Source organism: Anabaena sp. 54 (genome assembly GCF_017355725.1).
GTDB classification, from domain to species: domain Bacteria; phylum Cyanobacteriota; class Cyanobacteriia; order Cyanobacteriales; family Nostocaceae; genus Dolichospermum; species Dolichospermum heterosporum.
Window position 1 is genome coordinate 69,229 of record NZ_JAAVWA010000001.1, and the last position, 22,590, is coordinate 91,818.

Annotated in this window: 25 protein-coding genes and 2 pseudogenes; 9 read left to right on the top strand and 18 right to left on the bottom strand. The window is 37.2% G+C overall.

Annotated features, from left to right (window positions below; all coding sequences use genetic code 11):
* Positions 1–50: 50 nt before the first annotated feature.
* The 7 genes and pseudogenes from HEQ36_RS00380 to nifH (HEQ36_RS00410) all read right to left on the bottom strand — a co-directional run.
* Positions 51–1,478 carry a hypothetical protein gene (locus HEQ36_RS00380; protein WP_168636834.1) on the bottom strand — a complete coding sequence of 476 codons (1,428 nt, stop codon included), beginning with the start codon at positions 1,476–1,478 and terminating at the stop codon, positions 51–53.
* Complete coding sequence (locus tag HEQ36_RS00385) at positions 1,475–1,771, bottom strand: hypothetical protein (RefSeq protein ID WP_168636835.1); 297 nt, start codon at positions 1,769–1,771, stop codon at positions 1,475–1,477. Before HEQ36_RS00385 ends, HEQ36_RS00380 begins: the two co-directional genes overlap by 4 nt.
* 57 nt (positions 1,772–1,828) lie before the next feature.
* Positions 1,829–2,101 carry a hypothetical protein gene (locus tag HEQ36_RS00390; protein WP_168636836.1) on the bottom strand — a complete coding sequence of 91 codons (273 nt, stop codon included), beginning with the start codon at positions 2,099–2,101 and terminating at the stop codon, positions 1,829–1,831.
* Positions 2,098–4,965, bottom strand: a complete 2,868-nt coding sequence (locus HEQ36_RS00395) for an FtsK/SpoIIIE domain-containing protein (protein WP_168636837.1) — start codon at positions 4,963–4,965, stop codon at positions 2,098–2,100. Before HEQ36_RS00395 ends, HEQ36_RS00390 begins: the two co-directional genes overlap by 4 nt.
* A 73-nt stretch (positions 4,966–5,038) precedes the next feature.
* On the bottom strand, positions 5,039–5,374 hold the full coding sequence (locus tag HEQ36_RS00400; RefSeq protein WP_168636838.1) for a hypothetical protein: 336 nt from the start codon (positions 5,372–5,374) through the stop codon (positions 5,039–5,041).
* A gap of 610 nt (positions 5,375–5,984) precedes the next feature.
* Complete coding sequence (gene nifD, locus HEQ36_RS00405; RefSeq protein ID WP_168636839.1) at positions 5,985–7,379, bottom strand: nitrogenase molybdenum-iron protein alpha chain; 1,395 nt, start codon at positions 7,377–7,379, stop codon at positions 5,985–5,987.
* A gap of 168 nt (positions 7,380–7,547) precedes the next feature.
* A pseudogene (gene nifH / locus HEQ36_RS00410) lies at positions 7,548–7,991 on the bottom strand (nitrogenase reductase); the annotation flags it as partial.
* A gap of 110 nt (positions 7,992–8,101) precedes the next feature.
* Here nifH (HEQ36_RS00410) and HEQ36_RS00415 point away from each other — a divergent pair.
* Together HEQ36_RS00415 and HEQ36_RS00420 are read left to right on the top strand one after the other, a co-directional pair.
* The gene (locus HEQ36_RS00415; protein WP_168636840.1) at positions 8,102–9,529 is read left to right on the top strand and encodes a site-specific integrase; all 1,428 of its coding nucleotides are present in this window, start codon (positions 8,102–8,104) and stop codon (positions 9,527–9,529) included.
* Between the two features lie 68 nt (positions 9,530–9,597).
* The gene (locus tag HEQ36_RS00420) at positions 9,598–10,203 is read left to right on the top strand and encodes a hypothetical protein (RefSeq protein WP_015081303.1); all 606 of its coding nucleotides are present in this window, start codon (positions 9,598–9,600) and stop codon (positions 10,201–10,203) included.
* An 18-nt stretch (positions 10,204–10,221) separates the two neighbouring features.
* Here the strand turns inward: HEQ36_RS00420 and HEQ36_RS00425 are convergent, their stop codons facing one another.
* The 6 genes from HEQ36_RS00425 to HEQ36_RS00450 form a co-directional block, all read right to left on the bottom strand.
* The gene (locus tag HEQ36_RS00425) at positions 10,222–10,446 is read right to left on the bottom strand and encodes a type II toxin-antitoxin system HicB family antitoxin (RefSeq protein ID WP_053541341.1); all 225 of its coding nucleotides are present in this window, start codon (positions 10,444–10,446) and stop codon (positions 10,222–10,224) included.
* Positions 10,447–10,448: 2 nt separating this feature from the next.
* The gene (locus HEQ36_RS00430) at positions 10,449–10,679 is read right to left on the bottom strand and encodes a hypothetical protein (RefSeq protein WP_096665327.1); all 231 of its coding nucleotides are present in this window, start codon (positions 10,677–10,679) and stop codon (positions 10,449–10,451) included.
* Positions 10,679–10,966, bottom strand: a complete 288-nt coding sequence (locus tag HEQ36_RS00435; RefSeq protein ID WP_168636841.1) for a type II toxin-antitoxin system HigB family toxin — start codon at positions 10,964–10,966, stop codon at positions 10,679–10,681. The genes HEQ36_RS00430 and HEQ36_RS00435 overlap by 1 nt, the downstream gene beginning before the upstream one ends.
* Positions 10,967–10,992: 26 nt before the next feature.
* Positions 10,993–11,241: a type II toxin-antitoxin system ParD family antitoxin gene (locus tag HEQ36_RS00440; protein WP_168636842.1), complete on the bottom strand. Its 249-nt coding sequence runs from the start codon at positions 11,239–11,241 to the stop codon at positions 10,993–10,995.
* A gap of 185 nt (positions 11,242–11,426) precedes the next feature.
* Positions 11,427–11,705: a type II toxin-antitoxin system RelE/ParE family toxin gene (locus HEQ36_RS00445; protein WP_168636843.1), complete on the bottom strand. Its 279-nt coding sequence runs from the start codon at positions 11,703–11,705 to the stop codon at positions 11,427–11,429.
* The gene (locus HEQ36_RS00450; protein WP_168636844.1) at positions 11,686–11,898 is read right to left on the bottom strand and encodes a hypothetical protein; all 213 of its coding nucleotides are present in this window, start codon (positions 11,896–11,898) and stop codon (positions 11,686–11,688) included. The genes HEQ36_RS00445 and HEQ36_RS00450 overlap by 20 nt, the downstream gene beginning before the upstream one ends.
* Here HEQ36_RS00450 and HEQ36_RS00455 point away from each other — a divergent pair.
* Both HEQ36_RS00455 and HEQ36_RS00460 read left to right on the top strand, forming a co-directional pair.
* On the top strand, positions 11,897–12,034 hold the full coding sequence (locus tag HEQ36_RS00455; RefSeq protein WP_168636845.1) for a hypothetical protein: 138 nt from the start codon (positions 11,897–11,899) through the stop codon (positions 12,032–12,034). The two genes, HEQ36_RS00450 and HEQ36_RS00455, sit on opposite strands and share 2 nt — an antisense overlap.
* 118 nt (positions 12,035–12,152) lie before the next feature.
* A complete protein-coding gene (locus HEQ36_RS00460) occupies positions 12,153–13,214 on the top strand; it encodes a restriction endonuclease (protein ID WP_168636846.1) in 1,062 nt (353 codons plus the stop codon).
* On the opposite strand, the gene HEQ36_RS00465 is transcribed toward HEQ36_RS00460, so the two are convergent.
* Both HEQ36_RS00465 and HEQ36_RS00470 read right to left on the bottom strand, forming a co-directional pair.
* On the bottom strand, positions 13,188–14,933 hold the full coding sequence (locus HEQ36_RS00465) for an N-6 DNA methylase (RefSeq protein WP_168636847.1): 1,746 nt from the start codon (positions 14,931–14,933) through the stop codon (positions 13,188–13,190). The genes HEQ36_RS00460 and HEQ36_RS00465 overlap by 27 nt on opposite strands.
* Before the next feature lie 100 nt (positions 14,934–15,033).
* Positions 15,034–15,270, bottom strand: a complete 237-nt coding sequence (locus tag HEQ36_RS00470; protein WP_168636848.1) for a hypothetical protein — start codon at positions 15,268–15,270, stop codon at positions 15,034–15,036.
* 315 nt (positions 15,271–15,585) lie between these two features.
* Between HEQ36_RS00470 and HEQ36_RS00475 the strand changes: the two genes are divergently transcribed.
* From HEQ36_RS00475 to HEQ36_RS00495, 4 genes are read left to right on the top strand one after another with little or no spacing between them, the layout of a single operon-like run.
* Positions 15,586–15,789 carry a helix-turn-helix domain-containing protein gene (locus tag HEQ36_RS00475; RefSeq protein ID WP_053540135.1) on the top strand — a complete coding sequence of 68 codons (204 nt, stop codon included), beginning with the start codon at positions 15,586–15,588 and terminating at the stop codon, positions 15,787–15,789.
* A gap of 60 nt (positions 15,790–15,849) precedes the next feature.
* The gene (locus HEQ36_RS00480) at positions 15,850–17,523 is read left to right on the top strand and encodes an Alw26I/Eco31I/Esp3I family type II restriction adenine-specific DNA-methyltransferase (protein ID WP_168636849.1); all 1,674 of its coding nucleotides are present in this window, start codon (positions 15,850–15,852) and stop codon (positions 17,521–17,523) included.
* A complete protein-coding gene (dcm, locus tag HEQ36_RS00490; protein ID WP_168636850.1) occupies positions 17,520–18,740 on the top strand; it encodes a DNA (cytosine-5-)-methyltransferase in 1,221 nt (406 codons plus the stop codon). Before HEQ36_RS00480 ends, dcm begins: the two co-directional genes overlap by 4 nt.
* A 33-nt stretch (positions 18,741–18,773) precedes the next feature.
* Positions 18,774–20,099, top strand: coding sequence for a DUF3883 domain-containing protein (locus tag HEQ36_RS00495; RefSeq protein ID WP_053540138.1), 1,326 nt, complete (start codon positions 18,774–18,776; stop codon positions 20,097–20,099).
* A 191-nt stretch (positions 20,100–20,290) separates the two neighbouring features.
* Here the strand turns inward: HEQ36_RS00495 and nifH (HEQ36_RS00500) are convergent.
* Positions 20,291–20,584 (bottom strand): annotated as a pseudogene (gene nifH, locus HEQ36_RS00500) (nitrogenase reductase); the annotation flags it as partial.
* 27 nt (positions 20,585–20,611) lie between these two features.
* On the opposite strand from nifH (HEQ36_RS00500), the gene xisF reads away from it, so the two are divergent.
* Complete coding sequence (xisF, locus tag HEQ36_RS00505) at positions 20,612–21,979, top strand: fdxN element excision recombinase XisF (RefSeq protein WP_053540139.1); 1,368 nt, start codon at positions 20,612–20,614, stop codon at positions 21,977–21,979.
* Here xisF and HEQ36_RS00510 read toward each other — a convergent pair.
* Together HEQ36_RS00510 and HEQ36_RS00515 are read right to left on the bottom strand one after the other, a co-directional pair.
* Positions 21,963–22,115: a hypothetical protein gene (locus HEQ36_RS00510; RefSeq protein WP_160170653.1), complete on the bottom strand. Its 153-nt coding sequence runs from the start codon at positions 22,113–22,115 to the stop codon at positions 21,963–21,965. The two genes, xisF and HEQ36_RS00510, sit on opposite strands and share 17 nt — an antisense overlap.
* A 182-nt stretch (positions 22,116–22,297) precedes the next feature.
* On the bottom strand, positions 22,298–22,537 hold the full coding sequence (locus tag HEQ36_RS00515; RefSeq protein ID WP_053540140.1) for a hypothetical protein: 240 nt from the start codon (positions 22,535–22,537) through the stop codon (positions 22,298–22,300).
* Positions 22,538–22,590 lie beyond the last annotated feature (53 nt).

Below are 22,590 nucleotides of genomic sequence, written 5' to 3' on the forward strand. Positions count from 1 at the left end.
TGCCAGTGTGAGTCATATTTTATAATACCATTTCATTTAATGCTTAACATTTATTCGATAACCTTAAAAAATTCTGTTATCCCATCTTTTGTAACTCTTTGTTGAAACCCTTTTTTGCTCCAGAACTCTGGTTTTTGGTTTTCTTGAAAGTATAGCTCTGTACCTTTAGGAAATCGGTTTTCAAGCCTAGACAACAAACCAGAGCCAATACCTTTTTTTTGCAAGTCATCTGGAACAACTGTATCTTTTATTTTTATTCTGTTATTAGATGTTCTTTCAGCAGTAATAAATCCGACATCTTTCCCATCCATATCTTTAGCTTCAATTCTTACTGATCCATTTTCTTCATCTAAATAATTATATCTATCTACATACTTAAGACTATCCGCTAAAGAATTAGCTACTGATGATTGAGGTTGAGTAGTTGCAGAATTCGATTGCACAGTCTTTGTAGCAGATAAACTGGAATCAACTTGATTAAAAAGTACAAGCAACTTTGTACGATATCCAAGTTCTTGATTGCCTCGAACAGCGAAATTATAAGCTGAGTCTGCTTGATTTCTTGCCCTCTGAACGCTAACTTGTGCTTGAGTGACGAAACCTTCTGCTTGATGAACTTGACCTGTTGCTTGTTCAGTTAATTCATGTTCCTCGGTTGCTTTTGTACTAGCTTTTGTTACAGCACGATTAGCAGATTCGGCACTTTCTAAACTGCGTTCTGCCTCAGTTATAGCTTGGTTAGCCTGTTCTGTAGCTAGGTTCGCGTGTTGTACAGCTTGTTCTGCATAGCCAACCGCTTGCTGACAATCTCGCACTTTAGCTTTTGCCCTTTCTAGTTCTTCCTGTGCTGCTTCAACTTCAATTTCTGCTTGTTGTAACTCAATTCCTGCTCGTTGTAACTCTTGAATAGCTACTGCAACTGCCACATTAGCATTGTCGTAGGCTCGTTGTTCACGATTACAATTTTTACTTTCTGGATTATTCATGCAACTTCGTAAACTGGCTTCAGCAGATGCCAAATTTTGTTGAGCAGATGCCAAGTTTTGTTGGGCAGATGCTAAACTTCGTTGCGCCTGATTATACTCTTGAATTGCTCTCTGTAGTCTTGCCTCTGCTTGAGCTTGCCATGCTATAGCCTTTTGTAGTTTATTTTGCCAAGTTGCCAGGGTTGTTTCTGCTTGCTGTCGAAATTTACCCACCATTTCTACTGTACGATGAGCAGTTTCTACAGCAGCACTGGAGTTTGAGAGCAAATCACGAACTTCTTGATCAACGACTTGCACATCTTCTATGTCAGATTTTGCTTGACTGAGAGCGATCGCACTTACTCTCAATGCCTGATTAACCCTGTCTTGAGCGCATTTTTGGGTATGTTCTGCTTCCTTGAGGGTATCACTAGAAGTTTGATTAAATCTTTGAAATTCCTCTTGTAGAGTATTAAAAGCACGAATCAGAACACGAGGATCATAAGTCGTCACAAACTACCCTCCTGTCTGTTAAATTCTTCTAAAGCTGCAATTCGTTCATTTAGCAAAGATTTAATCTTTTGTGATTGATTGATATAAGTTTTAAAACGTGCATCTGTTTGCATCCAACCTGAACGAAATTGGTTCGCATAATCACCTTCTGAAACTGCATTAAAAGCACGCCAACGCTGTTCAAGCTGAGTGTATTCTGAGGTTAGTTGAGTTATATGCTTCTCCAAACTTTCACGATATTTCTGTAATCCAGCAAGTAGAAGTCGTGTATCTGTAGCACCGCTATAAGTCATGTTTTAGATTTCCTTAGTTGATAGATTACTAATTATTAAATTAATTCAAGATTAAAATTATCCGCGACCTAGAAAACGGGCAAGGTCTTTCAACTTTTTATCAAGAAATTGGGTATAAGCTGGGGCTTCACGATTGAGATAATTTTTCATCATTTCGTCAAATTCCCGCCATTGAGCATCGTATTCCTTCCGCATATCATCTTGCCAAAGTGGAGAAACCTGATCGTGGTTGTTCTGCAAATCATTCATTGAAGATTGGAGATTTTGATTAAACCGACGGAGTTCATCATGGAAGTTTTTCATTTCACGGAAAGTATCATTCATACTCATAGTTTTTGTCTCCATTTTTTAAGGGTTTCAGAAATTTGATGAAGCTGCTCATTCAGAGGAATAGTTGCTTCAGTGCTATATGGCTTAAAGCGGACTGCGCGATCGCTTTCCACATCAAGATATAATGCAGAAACTGGTTTGTTACCATCTAATTGTAACCGTGAAGCGGTACGATTACGAACAAAGGTAAAAGAATCATCCTCAGACATTTGTAAAGCCACGCGATGACGGAAATTAACCAAATCACGGCGTTCATCAATCACATTGAGCATGGCTTTAAGTCCAGAAAAACTCAAGATAATATGAATGCCTAACCGTGAACCTTCAACACATAAACGACGGAGTTTTTCACCTAGTGGAGAGTCAGTCATACCATAAGCATCAGGTTGACGACGAATTTCATCCACCTGATCTAGTTCTGTCATGACTACAAAAATAGATGGCTTAGAAATCCGTTCGTCATCGTCCAGTTGAGTCCGTTGATCTAATTCTGCTATTAATAAATCTACAAATTTTCCAATATCCTTGACACTGCGTGTAAATTTTATAGGAAAATTAACAGGTTTTAAAACACTGGCACAAAGCATTTTTAATGTTTCACACCATTGGGTTTCTGCCATGCTGCGATCAAAAATGTAGAACTCTGTAGTCTTGGGATTAGTATTCACCGCCAAACTGGTGAGAATTCCTGCAAGCATTCCATAGATAGCTGTATTTTCACTGCCAACTAGCACAACATTTTCAGAAACGCGCCGCCGCAATACGATCATTGCCTGTCCACGCACACTAAATTCTTGTCCCAGCCAAACGGCTCTAGGTCGTTCTGCCGAGAACCAATCAGAAATACCTAAACCACCTTCTTGCTTTGATTTACGTGCTTTTATTTGCCACTGTTGCGGAGTTAGCCAAGCAGAATGTTCCAACAAGTTACGCAGTTGTGGATTCTCAATAATGTTCGGTTGTTCCTTGCCATCTAAAACAATACGCAGGGGTAAATTATCAGGAGAAAATTCTGTATGCGCCTTATGATGTAGCTTTTGAACTAGCTTATCTCGTTCATCTGACTTCAGAAAAGCAACTTTTCCTAGTTTATTTGCACCGTCATCACCAAGCTGATCATTGACTACGATTTTACCTGGCAAATCACAAGTCATAATCAACTGCTTGCCACGTCTACCAAAACTTGTTAACGATTGAATATCATCTGGCCTCATCCGCATGGCCATCATCAGATGAACGTTTTGGAAAATAGCGTCACGGTTTAACATACCAACGGCACTAAATCCTTGAGAACCCAATAAAAAATGGATTCCAGCCGCACGTCCTTGTTGTGATAGTTTTAATAAATAACTGGATGCGATCCCATCTTGATCTCCTTCAAATAGCTCTTGATATTCATCTACAAGTAGTAAAATTCTGGGAAGTTTAACTTTAGTTTGCCCCTTTTTCCGGTAATCTGCTAACTTTTCCACACCCACCGAACCAAATAGATCATACCGATAATCCATTTCGGCAACTAATTCAGAAAGAACACTGCGGGATAGTTCTGGCATTGTGTGCAGAGAAACTACTTCAGCATGAGGTAAATCTCGGTAAGGTTGGAAAGTAACACCAGACTTACCATCAACTAAATACATTTTTAGTTCATTAGGTGCATAGCGAATTGCTAACCCCATAATGATGACATGATACAAAGTTGATTTCCCTGAGCCAGCAGTACCGCCTAATATGCCATGAGCGCAGGTATTTTCTTGGTTTTTTTCACCAAACCATACCCTTAAAAGTTCTTTACTACCATAGTCTCCAACTGGTGTTTCAATCAGTTCAGCAGCACTTTCTTTCCACCAATGTTGACTAAGGATTTCAACTGTCTGATCCCATTCTAGGTTATGTTGAGGTGGTTTGGCTTTGCTAAGTTCATTAAAAAGCTCTGTTTGTAAACTAGGAGATGGTGCTATATCTGGAACAAACTTTAGCTGACAAGCTGTGGGATCAACCTTACTGTAGCCATTAGTTAAATCAATATAGGCAGCATTTTCAAAGCCATCCATTCCCATATTGCGTGGTAGTGACTGCGATTTATTATAGTGAAGAATCAAGTATTTGCCAGCTTTTGGACCAGTTCTACCAATACTATAAAGTGCTTGAATAGCACGTTGATCATATTCTTTTGGGAAATTGGCAGCGAAAATAAATTCTAACCGCTCGTTAATACGAGTATCTTCTGGTAAAAGGTCAAATGAATCTGCACTTGCATCAAGATAGGTAGCGATAATTCTTCTAATATCAGCACTAACTTGATCTAAATCTCGTCGGATATCATCACTTGTTTCACGAACAAAGGGAAGAAATCTTTGCATGGGAAAGGCTGAACCTCCACCAATTGGATCAATCAATGTATAACGAGATTGATGTGGTAGGGTCAGTGCTATACGAATTGCCAGTGATTGTAGTAGAGCGATCGCCTGGTCAGCCGTATTATCATTACTTAATACAATTAAAGTTTTGTTCTTACCAATAAACGGTGCATAATGTGGAACTGCAAAGAGGCGATCGCCTCTTGACTCGACATTTGCACCAATGCGAATATAGTTATTGAGCAAAGCATCAGAAGGTTGCCAGGATTGCCAATAATTAGCTTCCCATCCCCGCACATCAACTGTTTCACAACCAGAAAGAAAACCCTCTAATTCTTTTTGATTTTCTGCAAATTGCCCTTTAAAAAACTCCTCAATTTGCTTGCTAAACTTTGTCCCATGCCTAAAAAATAGTTGCCCTTTCTCCTGCGCTGCTTGAATTTCTTGTTGAGCAGCATTAATCTTTCTCTTTAGCTCGGCAACCCGTTTTTTCCAAATCCAAAACATATCTTCCTCCCATCACTTACAGGACAACAATAAAAACTTTCTATTTACGATTTAATATCAATTTCTACGAGCTTTACCGTTTGAGAAGCATAAACAAAATAACAACAACTACAAAAGCAGCAACCCCCACCACAATGAAAAACTGCTTCTTGGTTGCTGCAATCTCCGCTTGATATTGTTCAATACTAGATTCTGCTTTTTTAATTTTATCTACTTCCTGTTTTATCTCCCGAATTGATGCCGCTACTTCGTCAGGTGGTGTTTTTGTTGCAGTCAAAAAAGACATATCTGGAACTACACCAGCAGAACTAAACTGACTAGAGTAAGAAGCAAGTTCTTTCTGCTGCTTACCAGCTTCATCATATTTCTGCCAAATTTGACTCCGTTGTTGAATAATTTTTGATGTCATCTGTTTAGCCTAAAGAATATTTTGCACAATTTTAATTCTGTGTATCATAGCTTTTCTTCTAAAGATCACCTCTTAGCTAGTTAAGCATTATATTATGATATATACTGAAACTACCCGTACAGTCAATACTTAGATATCAAAAATCAGAAACTTTCAGCTTTACGTGTATTCTCTGGTAACATAGACTATATTTCGTAATTCACAATGTAGTATCTTTCCTTGGGTGCGCCTCTTTTAATTTGCTTATCCTTTTATAAAGAGATCGATAGAACAGCCTTTTCGACAATGATGATGGAAATTAAACTTTACCCTAATTCCAAAAAACTATGGCTTTCTATGTAGACATAATTTATGTAAGGATATTTTATTTTAAGTATAAATAAACACGATTTTGTCTTATAGTCATATTTAGTCTAAAAAAATTCCCAACAAAAAAGTTTTCCATTTAACATTCTTGATTTAAGCCAAATTTAAGCCAAATTTCAAAACGAGACTGAATCAGAGTTATACTATATTCAGTAGCCAACAAACAATGTTACTCACAAACTATATAAATTTCACTTAGGCTAAAAATCAACTTCTCATAATTCCCCAACCAAAAAACCCCAAATCAACGCACATTTCCAGCAACATAATCAAGTTCGGAGTAATCCCAAGAGTGCATTTGACGGAAAGGAAGACCCATCTTTTGGAATACATACTTCTCTTTCACACCGGAAGCAACTAAGTCAGGCTTCAATGCTTTGATGAATTCTTCAAATTCGTAAGCGGTAACGTCGTCATAAACGATAGTTCCGTTTTCGATGTAGTGAGTAGTACGTTTATAGTCGTCACTGTGAGCGAACTCATAACCAGTACCAATCATCTTCATTCCCAAATCTTGGAAAGCGGGAACAACGTGACGGGGACGTAAACCACCAACCATCATTGCAACTGTCTTACCTTCCAAACGGGGGCGATATTGACTAACGATCGCATCCATTGTAGGTTGGTACTTAGCAATTACTTTTTCAGCATTTGCTTGGATTTTTGCATCGAACTTAGAAGCGATTTCACGTAAAGATGCAGCAATCTTGGTAGGACCAAAGAAATTATATTCTAACCAGGGTATACCATAAGCTTCTTCCATGTGACGGCTGATGTAGTTCATCGAGCGGTAACAGTGGATGAGGTTCATCTTCACATTTGGTGTCATCAACATTTCGTTGATTGTACCGTCACCAGACCATTGAGCAACAACGCGCAAACCCATTTCTTCTAATAAAATCCGGCTGGCCCAAGCGTCACCACCGATGTTGTAGTCACCAATGATGGCTACGTCATAAGGAGTGCCTTCAAACTTCAATGTACCGTCTTTCTTAGCCTTGTCTGCTCTGGGGAATACCCAGTCACGAATCATGTCGTTAGCGATGTGGTGTCCTAAAGACTGAGACACACCACGGAAACCTTCGCAACGAACAGGAATAACTGGCTTACCGATGGTTTTGGATGTGTTTCTAGCTACTGCTTCGATGTCATCCCCGATGAGACCGATAGGACATTCAGATTGAATAGAAACCCCACGGTTTAGGGGGAATAATACATCTAATTCTTCAATTAATTTAGTCAGTTTCTTGTCACCACCAAACACGATGTCGCGTTCTTGGAAGTCGGAGGTGAAGTGCATAGTACCAAAGGTATCAACACCTGTTGTACCTAAGTAGTAGTTACGACGACCAGACCAAGACCAGTAACCGCAACCAACGGGACCGTGACTGATGTGGATCATGTCCTTGATAGGACCCCAAACCACACCTTTAGAACCTGCGTAAGCACAACCACGAGCGGTCATTACACCAGGTAAGGATTTGATGTTAGATTTAACACCACAATCAGCCTTACCTTCTTCAAATACGTTTAAATGCTTTTCACGCTTCTTAGCAGCTTTTTCGGGGTAAGCTTTGAGAACTTCTTTAACTAGTTCTTTTCTTTGTTCAACAATCTTCTTGTCGTCGGTCGAAGTCATTGTTAATCTCTCTTGCTCCTAAAGGAACGGAAATAGGGATGAGGTGTTTGGGGACATGAAGTCCCCTGTAGCGATAGGGAAATGTTGGTCAAAGGTGAGAGCTTTTGATGTGCTGCTCTCTGCCTTTTTCCTGGTACTAGAAAATTCTTTCTTCGTAGCGAATTATGCCTATTTAGCCAGCATTTTTGCAGCGTTTTCTTCGCTTTCGAGAATACCGAACTCAATCAACAATTCTTCCAACTCTTCCATTTCAATAGGTGTAGGAATGGTGAGGTTTTTGTTGTTGATGATCTTCTTAGCTAGTGCGCGGTATTCGTTAGCTTGTTTGCTATCAGGTGCATACTCGTTCACTGTCATCCGACGTAATTCAGCGTGTTGAACTATATTGTCGCGGGGAACGTAGTGAATCATTTGGGTGTTCAACCGTTTTGCCAAGGTTTCGATTAATTCGATTTCTCGGTCTGTGTTACGGCTGTTACAGATCAAACCACCTAAACGAACTCCACCGGAGTGAGCATATTTAAGTACACCACGAGCGATGTTGTTTGCAGCATACATCGCCATCATTTCACCTGATGTAACGATGTAGATTTCTTGTGCTTTACCTTCACGGTAAAGAGTAATAAGATAATTTGAAAAGCCGGAAAATGTTCATTTTCAACTATGTTTGCCGCAATCATTGTCTGGAGTGAACAGTTTTTTTATTAGGGTAAATCTAGGGTATGGACAGAACACAGGAAGCATTTGCCGATTTTCACCAAACAGCTATTACCGACGGGGGATATTTAGGCAGAATGCAAGCAGTAGAAAACCAAGAAAATCACTTAACGGCAAAACTGACCACAGAATTAAAGGCAATTAATGCTAGACTAAGAGCCGCTAGGGTAAGTGTTTCTGTCAGAAAATCCGGCAATTCATTACAGTTGAGAACTACTTTACCTATTAAACCAGGTGATATTGATAAAAACGGTAGCAGCACAAAGCAATATGATATTTCTCTGGGTATTCCTTTTAGTTTTGATGGTTTAAATACGGCAGAAGAAGAAGCTAATGAGTTGGGAAAATTAATTGCCAGAAAACAATTTGTTTGGACTGATAAATATTTAGGCAAAACTAGATTTAAAGCTAAGTTCCTCACCATGTTTGAGTTGGTTTCTGAGTTTGAAAATAACTATTTCCAAACTAGGAAACGCACTCTCAAAAGTAACAATACTTTTAATAGTTATTTCTACATTGCTAAAACACATTTGCCAAAAGATAAATTAGCAATAAATGCCAATTTTATTGATGCTGTGAAATTTTGCCCATCTTCCGATAGTGTAAAAAATGAATTAATTAAGGTAATTAGGGTTTTATGTAAATGCTCTGGTTTAGAAGTTCCAGAATTAAGTAATTTAAAAATCAAAGCTATTTCTCAACGTAAGCGTGATATTCCTACTGATGCAGAGATAGAAACAGAATATCTCAAGTTTGAAACCTATGCAATTAATCGTCCTAGTAAGTTGACAACTAGGGAAGATAGAAATAATTGGCAACTTTGGCGTTGGGTTTATGGGATATTAGCAACCTATGGATTAAGACCGATTGAAATTTTTGTTAATCCTGATTTAAATTGGTGGTTATCATCAGAAAATACGATGAATACATGGCGTGTGAACCAAGAATGTAAAACGGGAGAAAGGGAAGCTTTACCATTATATCCGCGTTGGGTGGAAAGTTTTAATTTAAAAGGGGATACGGAAGCGATCGCACTATTAAAAGCAAAAATCCAAAATAAAATTACCAGTAGAGAAATCAACGCTGTACGACATGGTACAGATAGATGGTTTAGATTTGTGGGGATTCCCTTTCAACCTTACGATTTACGCCATGCTTGGGCAATTCGAGCGCATTTGATGGGGATTCCTATTAAAGCTGCTGCTGATAATTTGGGTCATTCTGTGAATATGCACACATCCATTTATCAAAAGTGGTTTAGTTTAGAAAATCGCAAGGTTGCAATTGAGGAAGCGATTAAGAAAAAATCAAAGGTGGAAGATTTACAGGATATGGTGATTAGATTGGAACAGGAAAATGAAAGGTTGAGAATTGACAATGAAAGATTGAGGTTGCAGATGGGACACAGTTTGATGAAAATTGAGTTAGGATAAGAGTTAGCCTCACGCAAAGACGCAGAGGCGCAAAGAGTAATTTTATAAAACTAGGAATGTTACAAGATATGTCTTATAGTCAATTTACATCTATTGGTAAGGTTAAAGAAGCTTTTGGTTTAAAAACTCAGGAAGGTGGGCGTTTTATTCCTATTCTTGAAAAAATTGAACCATCTGTGACGCTAAAAGCATATCTTGAAGAAAGTTTACCGCTGGCTGGTTCTGCTAGTGAAAAAGCCCGTTCGGAAGGGATTATTTACCCAGTTTTGTTAGAAGTCAGAAGAATTTTAAATCGGCAAATTAGTTTATTTTCGGGTGAAGATTTTACAGTTGATGAGTCCGTAGGACTTAATGGAATTTGCGATTTTCTATTAAGTAGTTCTCCTGAAGTGTTAGAAATTGAAGCCCCGGTAATTGTCATTGTTGAAGCAAAAAAGGCTGATTTAAGAACTGGGTTTGGACAATGTATTGCAGAGATGGTGGCCGCGCAAAGATTTAATGCTGCTAAAAATAATCCCCTTCGTGTTATTTATGGTGTAATTAGTAGTGGTACACAATGGCGTTTCCTGAAGTTGGAAAATGATCTTGTTACTATTGATTTAATGGATTATTCTCTACCTCCTGTGGAAGAAATTTTGGGTATGTTAGTTTGGATGATGCAAAATGGCGGGTAATTCAGCAATTAAAAGTTACTAACCAATTGTCATAGAAGAACCTACCATTAAAGGCTGTGGAAGTGATCTTTCTTGTAACTGATATTCTTCCATTAAAAGTTCTAATACTTCTTCTCCATTTTTTAGAGCTTCTGCATAGCTTTCTCCGTGAGTATGGGCATAAGGACCAAACTCTGGAAAACTGACTACATATTTTTGATCTTCATCTGACCACTGAATTAAAATACTGTAATGGTGATTCATAATTACTCTTCCTCTAGTTCAGGAATATGTTCATTTTCATAGTTTTCAATTAAAACTCCGATGACTTCCATGAGTGAAGCAAGGGGATGGTTTTCATCTTCACCAACTTGATCTATCAGAGAATCTAGTATATAAACTAAGTGTTCATATTCCTGTTCTGTGTGAGGAACAAAGACATTTTCGGCAATGGATGACCAAGCATTAATGGTTTTTTCAAAGTTTAAAGTTTGCATTATTCTTTCCACTTTCCTTCATCATATTCTGAATGTGTTAGCACAGCACGGATATAGATTTTTTGGCGGTTATAATGAATTGCTGCAATTAGTCTAACTTTGTTACCACCAATATTAAAAACTGTCAATTTACCAACTTGATCTGCTGATGGAAACATTTGACGGAGTTCTACAAATGAGCTAAATTCATTGTCCTTTATTAATTGATACCACTGAGATAGAGCATTTTTTGTATCTGGATAAAGTTTAGCAAATTCATTTAGTCGTTTACGAGTAATAATGTGCATTTGAAAAACCCTGATTTCTTAGTAATTTAGTCATATTTTAACTTTTGTGGTAGTTGTTGAAAAACTAATTCACCTTCTATTACTTCACCTTGACGAATTTGCTCTGTTCCTTCAGCAATTTTTCGTCTTAATTCACTAAGTTGCTTTTCTTTTTCCTCATGTTGTTCTAAAAGTTGAAAAGCTATAGATAATAACTCATCAATGCTTTTATATTTACCTTGTTGTAGTTTCTCAAGAATGTATTTTTCTTGATCTGGCTTGACTGCAATTTGCATCTTTATCTCCTTATCTTTGAATTGATAAAAGTTCTCAAAGTTATATCCTTAATCCTAATTAAAGCATTAAATCACTTACTTGGACACACTAAATGTGATTCCTACGGAGCGCTAGTTCCCTCCGGGACGCTACCGCGAACGCTATCGCATCCCCACAATGCACATCTTTATTAATTTAAAAACTTTTATTTATAAACATCTCCTCTTGTACCAATTGTGAAAATTTCAACTTCACCAGATTGGGTATTAACTGTAAAGACAATTCTGATTTTACCAATACGTAATCTATAAAATCCTTCCCAATCTCCTTTCATTTTTTTAATATCAAGTTCTGTAAAGGGAATAATGGCTTGTTCTTCGACAAAATATAGAAGTTGGGATATTTTTTCCTGGATTTTCTCAGCATCTTCAAGATTTGCTTTTTCTAAAAACTTAATAGCATTCTTACGAAATTTTATGGCCATGTTTTACCCACTCTGTCATATCAACTGATTCTTCATCTTGATAATCTGATGGTGAACCAAATATTTCATCTAGTTCTTCTTGTTCTTCGTCACTTACATAGGGTATGAGGACTTGACAAAGTAACATTCTTTCTTCTCGCAAAACTTCGCGGATGCTTTCTTTGATTATTGCTTTAAGTTCTTGGATTTCCATGAGTATTATCCTTGAGAATAAAAGTATTATACCGTTTTTAGTAGAAGCGATCGCTCTCAAAACTCACAACACCAGAAATGCGATTCCTGCGGAGTGCTTCGCGATCGCTCCATCTTGCTTAAAAAAATATTACTGAAAAGCCTAGGTATAGCTAGTTGTAGACATCGCTCACATATAACACTCAGCACTTCAGAGGTAAGCTGTTACTGTAGAAACCAGTATTTCTGAAATTTTGAGTAAAAGAGAGTTAAAAGATGTCAGATCACAAATCTAGCGTGGAACAATATGTACAAGCAATCAGCGAAAGTGGACTATCCATATATGATTATATTGAGGTTGGCGATCGCAATCTTTGGATACCAACACCAGATTTAGAAATATTGATTGATGTAGCTTTAAGAGGAACTTCGCTGCAAGATAAAAAATTAAGTAGTATAAAGACTCGTTCTAAGTTTGTTAAAGAACTTATATGTAAAGCTCTTGGCTATCCAGTTCCCAAGTCGTTTAAGAAAACTAAGCCTCGTTTTCCAGGTCAATTTTTCGATACTTACATTCAAAAGTCTAATAATTTGCAGATTTGGAATGATGAACCTGAAGCAATAAGAAGATATGTATTAATCAGGGTGAGTAGTGATGATTTGATCACCAAGGTGAAAGTTGTAACAGGAGATATCCTGGCAAAACTTGATACTACAGGAACTCTAACTCAAAAGTATCAAGCAAAACTATTAACTGGACAAATTGATGCTGAATTAGTCACTAATCAAGATTCAAATTTGCTTTTACCCTTTCTTAATAAAAACGTTGATTTGCAATTAGTTAGTAGCCCTATAAATTATCCTAAATTGGGGGAAATATTGCCAATTGAAGAAATTTTCAATTGCTTACGGCAGCTAATTGGACAATCTATAGTTGATATTGGATATGACCAAGAACGCAATCGTGGAGCAGCATTGCATAGGCTTATCTGTCAGCAATTAGGCTATCAAAATTATCAAGATGATGGAAGATTTCCTGATATCCGTCACCAATTACTAGAAGTAAAACTTCAAACTTCACCAACAATTGACCTTGGATTAGTTTGTCCAGACAGTAAAAATCCTCTGGATGTACCAAAGATAAGTGATTGTCAAATTCGTCATTGTGATGTGCGTTATGCTATTTTTTATGCTGTTAAAAGTGGTGGAAATCTTATACTCACAAAGTTTTATCTAACAACAGGTGAGAGATTTTTTAGTAGATTTCCCCAATTTCAAGGAAAAGTCCTCAATAAGAAATTGCAAATACCGTTACCGACTAATTTCTTCGATAGCTAATCCAAAGGATTCCCAAATCATAGAGTCTAATTCTCTCCAAGTTATATCTGCTTCTAGAGAGGGAATTAGATTGTAGATATCTTTAGCTTTTTGAATAATTGCTCTACCTATATAACTTTGAGGATTAGGGATAGGAAAATGTTCAACATATTGAGTCATAAAGCGTCTTCTTCCAGCATAAAGCTTATTATGAAAACGGTAGTCATAGAAATTTTCAATAAAAGTGGAGTTGGCAACCGCTACAGCTAACCATAATAAATCTATATTCTGGGGATTTTTACTCATCAACCAATAACAATCCCCATTAATTACAGAACCACTTAAATCAATCCAAAAAGTAGGCTTTTCAGAAATATCACGGAATACTAATTTAGGATATTGCCAAGCTGACGGATCTTGAGGAACCCAAATTTCATACCATTTTCGCCCTGCATTAATAACATATTTCCGATCTTCAAGTTGAGTACGGTAAAGTTCTAAATATGCTTTACTTCGAGGATATAAAGAAATATCTACTGCATTTCTATGACCTTCTATTACTTCATGAGGGTAAAGAATTTGTTTAGGCTGTTTAGTTTCAACAGGTTTAAATTGTCTAGCAATATGATGAGTAGTCAATGATTTCAAAAGTTCGGGTTTTTCTACTTCAGACATTTTCTGCCAATCAGAGCGAATAAATACTTTATCAGCACAAGTTTTCACCCCAACTCGAATATCTCCAATATCACGAAAAGTTGCCCAAGTATGAGACTCAACCGTTTTCAGCCAACTATCAATTTTTGCTGTCGTGATAGACCAAATTCCGCCATTATTTATGTTACTATTGAGTTCTCCGTGTTGTACTAAAAAACTTCTGCCATCACTAATTTTTATATTTCCTTGTTTAGATATAGCTTCAATGGGATTATCCGCAAATTCTTGAGCAGGATTTTTAGTTTCATAAATAGATGTAAAAGCAGTAAAATTTTGGTTTACTGTATTTCTACCTTCAACTAAGAGGACGGCAGGTAAAACTGCGGCTGAAAATAGCTTTGTATCTCCTAAGTCCCATACATGACGGATATTAAAGTTATTTAAGATAGCTTTCCTGACTGAAATTCCTGATTTCACAGTCATAAACCGATTAGAAGTAATGATTCCAGCTATACCTTGAGGATGTAAAATTGAAGCAATACCGAGAATAAAAGCATAGTAGATATCTACACGACCTGATAAACCAAATTGCTTGGCGATTTTTTGAGCTTGTAATCCTCCCATAATTTGGGTGCGAACATAGGGAGGGTTAGCAATAACTACATGATAAGATTGATCAAAAACGGGTTCAAATAAATTTAGAGTTCTATAGTTATCTAGTTGGGGAGAAACAAATTCTAAAAAGTTTTCATTCCAGAAATTACAAATGATTTTAGGAAATTCCTGTTTAATTTTATCTTTGGCAATTTCCAAAGCATGAGAGTTAGTATCAAAACCATATATCTCTAGATTGAATTTTTCGATATCTTCAAAAGACCTTAACAGACTAATTAATAGTTGTCCATCACCAACTGCGGGGTCTAAAATTTTAATAGGAGATGAAAAATCTCGTTGTTTAACAATATCAATAATCTTTGCTGCTAGAAAATCTGCTAAAATATTTGGTGTATAAGTAGCACCATCTAGTTTTTCTTCCGAAACATTTTGATATCGTTTGTTGGTAGAAGTTTGTAAATATGTTTTCATATTATTGGTGTTTTGATTTAATTATCAATATTGTTATAATTATAATTATAATATTAAACCTAAAATAAAGCGATTCCTACGGAGTGCTTCGCTATCGCTCTCATAACCCAAAAACACCAGAAATGCGATCGCTCTCATAACCCACAACACCGAAAATGCGATCGCTCTCATAACCAAAAACACCAGAAATGCGATCGCTCTCATAACCCACAACATCGGAAATGCGATCGCACTCCACAATCCACAACATCAGAAATGCGATCGCACTCAAAACCAAAAACACCGGAAATGCGATCGCTCTCATAACCAAAAACACCGGAAATGCGATCGCTCTCATAACCCACAATACCCGAAAAGCGATTCCTGCGGAGTGCGTTGCGATCGCTCTCCTTCCTCAAAATAAAATCGGAAATACGATCAACTCAACTTTATAAAAAGCTGGAGATTAAGTAGGTGGGCGTTAAAAATTGTCGTTGGGGCAAGGGAACAGGGAACAGGGAACAGGGAACAGGAAGAGAGTTTTGAGTGATTTTACTTTTCTTCACATACCTTTAAATTTTTCTGTTCACCTACTTAGTAGAGTAAAATTAACTCTAGATCAAAACTAATAAATGCGGACAACGCAACACATAACTAAAAATCTTGTGGAAAGATGACTGACACCGAAATGATTACTGTTTCAGAAGCTTCTCTTGAATCAGGTTATACACCCCAGCACATTCGGCTACTTATTCGTCAAGAACTAATAAAAGCTCGTCGTGCAGGTGGAATCTGGTTAATTGATGCTTCTAGCCTACGCAATTATATAGATAGGAGTCCCAAACCAGGACCTAAATCCGACAAACCAGATGCTTGATTTATATTCTAAATAGAATATAATTAAAATTATTAACAACTTTGAACCAGAGAGTCAACCGTGAATCACCTAGAAATACTTCAGTCTACACCTGCTGCTCAAGTAGGACTTGGGAGAGATAACCTTCTAATCAAGACAACTGGTAAGTTTTACACTCCAAAATTCATTGGTGAACGGCTGGTTGATAGTGTTCTGACTGTTGCATCTCGTACAGAAAATACTGGAGAGCTATCTGTTATTGATCCATTTTGCGGTGACGGGCGATTAATTGTTTGGCTTTTGGAGCGTGTTTTAATTTTTCCTAGTCTGACAAATCGATCATGGCGAATTGAAATATGGGACTGTGATGAGCAAGCAGTCATTCAAGCAAAGCAGGCTATTGAGAAAATGGCCAATTATATCGGCATTAATTTTACTCTGAGCGCATTTTCTCACGATAGCTTTGCTTATTTTATATCCCAATTTAGAGGAAGACAAACAGATAATAAACCACAATTCGACATTACAATTACCAATCCTCCCTGGGAAGTTATTAAGCCAGATCGCCGTGACCTTGAAAGATTGGATGAGCAAACAGAGTCAATGTATATTGAATCGTTGCGAGCGTTATCACAAAAACTAAAAAATAATTTTCCACTGTCAATGCCGAGAAAAATGTTCGCGGGTTGGGGTATCAATCTTGCTCGTATTGGCTTGGAAGTTGCCACCCATTTGACAACAAATCATGGAGTTACAGGAATTGTTTCACCGATATCTTTCCTTAGCGATCAAAATTCTGAACCTTTACGAAAGTGGTTACTGACAAATCATGCAATTAAATATATAGATTACTTTCCCTCTGAATCCAGACTTTTTGAAGGTGTTGATCAAGCTTGTGTTAATATAACAATTCAAGCAAATAATCCTGGACAAAAAACTTTTACTTACAAATTTGACAAGAATTTAAGTTGCATAGAATATCATCAAGAACTTAAGTTACCTGAAAGCTTTTTAAAATCAAATGGTTATGTTATTCCCGTTTATTCTAATAAATCACAACTCAATCATCTACTTAGTTTTTCAGAACTAAAAACCCTTGGAGATTTACAAGGCGATTGTGAAGGGCAACTATGGACAGGTCGAGAATTAGATGAAACAGGGCATACAAGCTATTTAACATTAAAAGGTTATTATCCATTTCTTAAAGGAAAAATGATCAACAGGTTAACTTTAGTTAACCAACCTTCTATGTTTATTGATCCAGACAAAAAACTAAGTATTCCTTCGTCAGTCAAATATCCACGAATTGTATGGAGAGATGTGAGCCGAACTACTCAAAAGCGAAGGGTTCAGGCAACAATTATTCCTAAAAACTGGGTTACAGGTAATTCTCTTGGTGTAGCGCATTTCCGAACAGATAATTTTTCAAAGCTTTACACTCTTCTTGGTATTATGTCCTCACTACCTTTTGAGTTTCAAGTTCGCTCGATGCTATCAACTTCTCATGTTTCTGTAGGGGTGTTACGCAAGACTCGCATACCACCAATTACCTCTGAATTGACTACAAAATTAGTTCCAATGATTGAGCGAAAACTAGCCGGGGATGTTACAGCAGAAGTAGAAATTGAGATTGTTGTTGCTAAAGCTTATGGTTTAGATAGTCAAGGGTTAGCTGAAATTATGCAATCTTTCCCTAAACTTACACCAGAGGAGTGCCAAAACTTGCTTGATCATCCAATGTGGAGAAACTCATGATTCCAAATCATTACTCAGCAAAACTCAGTGACCTTGACTTGGCAATGGTGGTACACATTCCACCTGGAGGTAATTGGAAAAATATTCCAACTTCCATACCATCTCAACGTTTAGTTCAAATTCGAGAAAGTTATGCTCAGGGTAAGGGAAGCCGCTCTACTTACTATGGGCGATTACACCCAGATGCACCAGCTTACACAATCAACACTTACTTTAATCGTCCTGGTAATGGCTGTCATCTCCATTATGACTATGCAGGTGGTCAGCATCGGGTCATTAGCCAACGTGAAGCAGCAAGGCTTCAAAGCTTCCCAGATAATTTTTGTTTCCTGGGATCTCGTACTGCGATTAATACACAAATAGGTAATGCTGTTCCACCACTTCTGGCATATCAAATCGCCTTGCATTTAGGATCACCGGGAATGTTTGTAGATATCTTCTCAGGAGCAGGGGGGTTAGCACTAGGATTCAAATGGGCTGGTTGGCAACCTATAGTCGCTAACGATATTGAGCGCATAGCTCTGGAAACTTATGCTAAAAATATTGATTCTTCTGTAATTGTTGGAGATATTAGGGATGATCAAGTTTTTTCAAAAATTGTTTCATTAGCTGTTGCTGCAAGACAAAGTAAACCTGATTCTAAATTGTTTGTTTTGGGAGGTCCACCATGTCAAGGATTTTCTACTGCTGGTAATGCTAGGTCAATGCAGGATGAGCGTAATTCACTATTTAAAAATTATCAACAAATTATTGAAGCAATAAATCCAGATGGTTTTGTTTTTGAGAATGTTATGGGTTTATTAAGTATGGAAAATGGTTTAGTTTTTCAGCAAATAAAAACTGCTCTTGAATCAGTAACAGATAATCTTTCAACTTGGAAAGTAGATACAGCAAATTATGGAATTCCACAAAGGCGCAAGCGTGTAATTTTGATCGGTTTGCAGCAAGAAAAACAGCCTATTCCACCTCCCACACCTGTATGTGATTCAGATGGAAGCGGTTTACTAGGTCTTTCACCAGTAGTCAGAGTTGATGAAGCCATCAGTGATCTACCACCTTTAGAAGCTGGACAGGATGGAGAACATCTTGATTACATAATGCCAGCACTAACTAAATACCAATCCTTAATGCGTAATATAATCACACCTGCACAGTATTTAAAAAAATTGCACGATAAAGAAATTTACACTTCTGTCTCTATTCAAGGTTTAAATTAAGTCAAAAAGTAATATACTAGGAGATGCTTAAAAGTGATTGACATAACGAATAAAGACTTATACGAGGCATCGTTAAAAGAACTCCAAAAGTATGGAAACAGTGTAGGGCGAAATTTCAAAGGTCGCTTAACTCAGGTTTTTCTGGCATTGAAATTTTGGCGAAGTGAAATCCCAAGTATTTTCTCCGATCAATCTGTCTCAGCCTTAATTATTCAGAAAAATATAGATGACTTATACAGTAAAGAATCTAGACCATCAAATAACTGCGTACTCAGGTTATTTGATAACAACTATCTGGCTAAAACTGGTGTTGTTGGTCTTGGGAATACTTCTCCTCAAAATACTTGGAGAAACAACTTCCGCCTTCAGAAAGGAATAGTTTGTTATGCCTCTTCAAAAGATTTAGCTGACCATGATTTTTTGAATCAAAATCGTTTGAATTGCCGATATCTTCAACCTGTACAACAAGGTAGCTTAAAAAATGCCACTTGTATATTATGTCAAAGTGAGGCTAAATACCGAGGCGAAGAACAACCAAAATGGCTTCGCGCCGAAACAACTGTGCGGGGAGAAAGCTATTCTCTTGTAGATATGGCAAACATACAAAATTTTCTACCACATATAGCCCCAAATGGGCAACGTATACCTATATTACCTTTGATAGTTGCCTTGTATCACGACCCATTACCTGGTATTTATGTTAGTCGCAAGGAAGTTGATATTAATGATTTTGCAAGTGACTATGGCTTCTCTCAAGAAGAATTAATCGTATACTTTGAGGATAAGAAACAGAATCAGTATAATCTACAACTATTGGAAAATTTTCCGTCAGTAGATTACACCCCTATTTCACAAAGCTTATTAAAGGCAGTTGTTTCAGTTCCAGCAATTTCAAAACTTTCATCTGATAGACAGATTAAAGAGATTCCAAATCCAATACTTTCAGAAGTAGAAATACCTGAACCAGGATCAAATAGTGGTTGGGGCGCTCAACAATATGTAATGGAGGTTTTACGAAATAATGATTGGATTGTATACGATGTATCTCAGCAAAGATGTGGATATGACCTTTTGGCTGAAAAGGGTAACAAACGAAAATATATTGAAGTTAAAAGTTCATTAGGTTCTTGTTCTCCAACTTTAACTGAAAGAGAGTGGCAAAAAGCAAAAGAATATGGTTCAGATTACTGGTTGGCTATCATTGAGAACTTTAGAGTGGAGTCACAAAACCCGATATACTGGATTCATAACCCTACTGAAAACTGTAACGCCAGAGAAATAACCGTCATACAATACTCCATTAATCGTAGTTCGTGGTTAGTAGCAGTTAATGATGATTTAGACATTGAAAAATTATGACAATTAGTAACCCATTTATCAAAAATCATGTATCCCCCTTGACACTAGGGACAAAATAGGGTAAATAAAAGAATAAATCCTAACAAAAACCCCATTTATCTAAAATTTCCCAGGGCAAAAATAGGGCATAAAAAAAATCAAAATTCCCAACCAATTGCATTTACAAAAACCCCAGACAAAATAGCTTAATCTTCACGGATAGGCATAGCAAAACCACCACATACAACGTCACCTAGTACGTCGTAAGATACGAAATCTAAATCTGTGTAAGCACCGTTTTCTTCTAGGAAGTTAATAGCGGTGATAATACCACGACCGGCGCAACCTACACCGGGTTCTGGACCACCGGATTCCACGCATTTAACGTCGCGGAAACCTTTGAGCATTACTTCATGAAGTTCTAGGTCTTCAACAGATCCTCTTTCAGCAGCCAAGTGAAGAACGGTTGTTTGAGCCTTGGAGTGAAGCATCAAACGAGTAGAGTTATATTAACAATATGGGCAGTATGAGGAATGATGATGAAAGCAGGTTATGTGAGGGTTTCCACCCGTGAACAGGATGAAGGTAATGCTTTGGAACAACAAACAGCACGAGTAGAAAGGGCTGGCGCTATTGTCATCTTCTCAGATGTTGAGTCCGGGCGCAGCGACAAGAGGAAAGAATTTAATAAAATGATTGCTCAGTGCAAACAAGGCAAGATTACCGAAGTCATCTGTACTAGAATTGACCGACTAGGACGCAGCGTGGTGGGGATTCACAAAGCGATCGCTATCTTTGAGGAGTACAAAGTCAAACTCACGGTTTTGGATGCCCCCGTTGACCCATCTTCCCCCTTTGGGTGGTTTTCTGTGAATCAGATGGCTGGATTGGCTGAATTTGAATCTAGGCTACTCGCTAATCGTATCAAAAATGGCATGAACTTTTTTAGAGAGCAGAAAAAGGCTTCTCCCCGGCCACCTTTTGGGTATTGTCGCGTGGATGAAAAGTATGCTCCTGATTTATCTGAGATGAATGGAATTAGTAAATGGGCGATCGCTCACAAGATGATTGAATATTTCCTCGGTGATGGGGCTACATTGAGGAGTACGGGTCAATATTTACTGCAAACTTATCATCTCAAGTGGACTGCTGCCGGACTGCGTTACTGGCTTTTAAACCCTGTACTCAGAGGATGTACCGCCTACAATATCAAGGACAATTTAAATAAACCTGAGAACTGGGATATTCATGAAGATACTCACCAACCTTTGATTACTGAGGATATATTCAAACGCATAGTTAGAAAACTTGACGAAAATAAATCTAAATACAGCTACGGTAGAGAAAAAAAGGAAACAGAGATTTTCCCCCTAGCTGGGCAGATTATTTGTGCTGACTGCGGCTATAAATGTTTTTGTAAGAAACGAAATTCGACATATAGAGTCCGTTGCAAAAAACATGAAAACATGGGAAATGATTTTTGTAGCAACAAAATTAGTACCTATCTACCAGATATTATTTTAACGGTAGATCAAACCTTAGTAGAACGGCACAGGGAAATTAAGGAATATGCAATTACAAATTCAAATGTGGAAACACAGGATAGCCCGGAATTGATTGCTAGACAAGAACAACTAAAATCACTGAGACTTTTACCTAAAAACCCAATAATTCAAGATGCTATTGACCAAACAATTTTAGAGATAAATAAAATCAAACAAAAAGAAACCGTAGTTAATAAAATCAACAGCGAACTATTTGATATTCTTGCGTTTTGTTGTAGCAATATTAATTTTTGGGATGAAACACCCTGGGCGGATAAATCCTTAATATATAAAGAATTAATTGATTACGTAAAAGTTGCCAATGGTGAAATCAAAGAAGTCAAGCTGCGGGTTTAAGCAGCCCTTGAAGTTCTACTTCAAATTCTTCTTCTGATAATAACATTAATCTCTTTCTGGTATAAGGATCTAAATACCGAATCCTATACCATTTTTTAGAGACACGAATCAATACTTGAGTCGCTGTTTCCTGCATATCATAATAGGTGAAGTCTTGTAACTAGTCTAGCTAGTTTTTGATATTTTTGTCTGTTTATGATGAACAAATTTATTATTCAGACACAAAATCAAATATCAAATCAAGTTTTGTGTTTCTCAAGAATCAATATTTTCATATTGTTTTGTATGAATTATTTATCAGTGTTCTCTGATTCTAAACTATTCCTTAACCACCGTTGGCAATGTGTCTACATCTTGAACATTCAGGGGAAATTTTTTAACATAGTTCCCATTACGGTTAGCTTTGTAATCAGCAATCATTTCTAAGGCTTTACTAGCGGACAAGAGTAATTTAATTCCATAGCGATGTCGGAATATCAAATCAATTAATTCATGGCAGTGATTTTTTAGATCTTGTCTGTGCCTCATTAATTCATCTTCATTTACACATTTTTTCATGATTGTCAGTTGTCAGTTGTTAATTGTTAATTGTCCTTTGTTTAAATGCCACT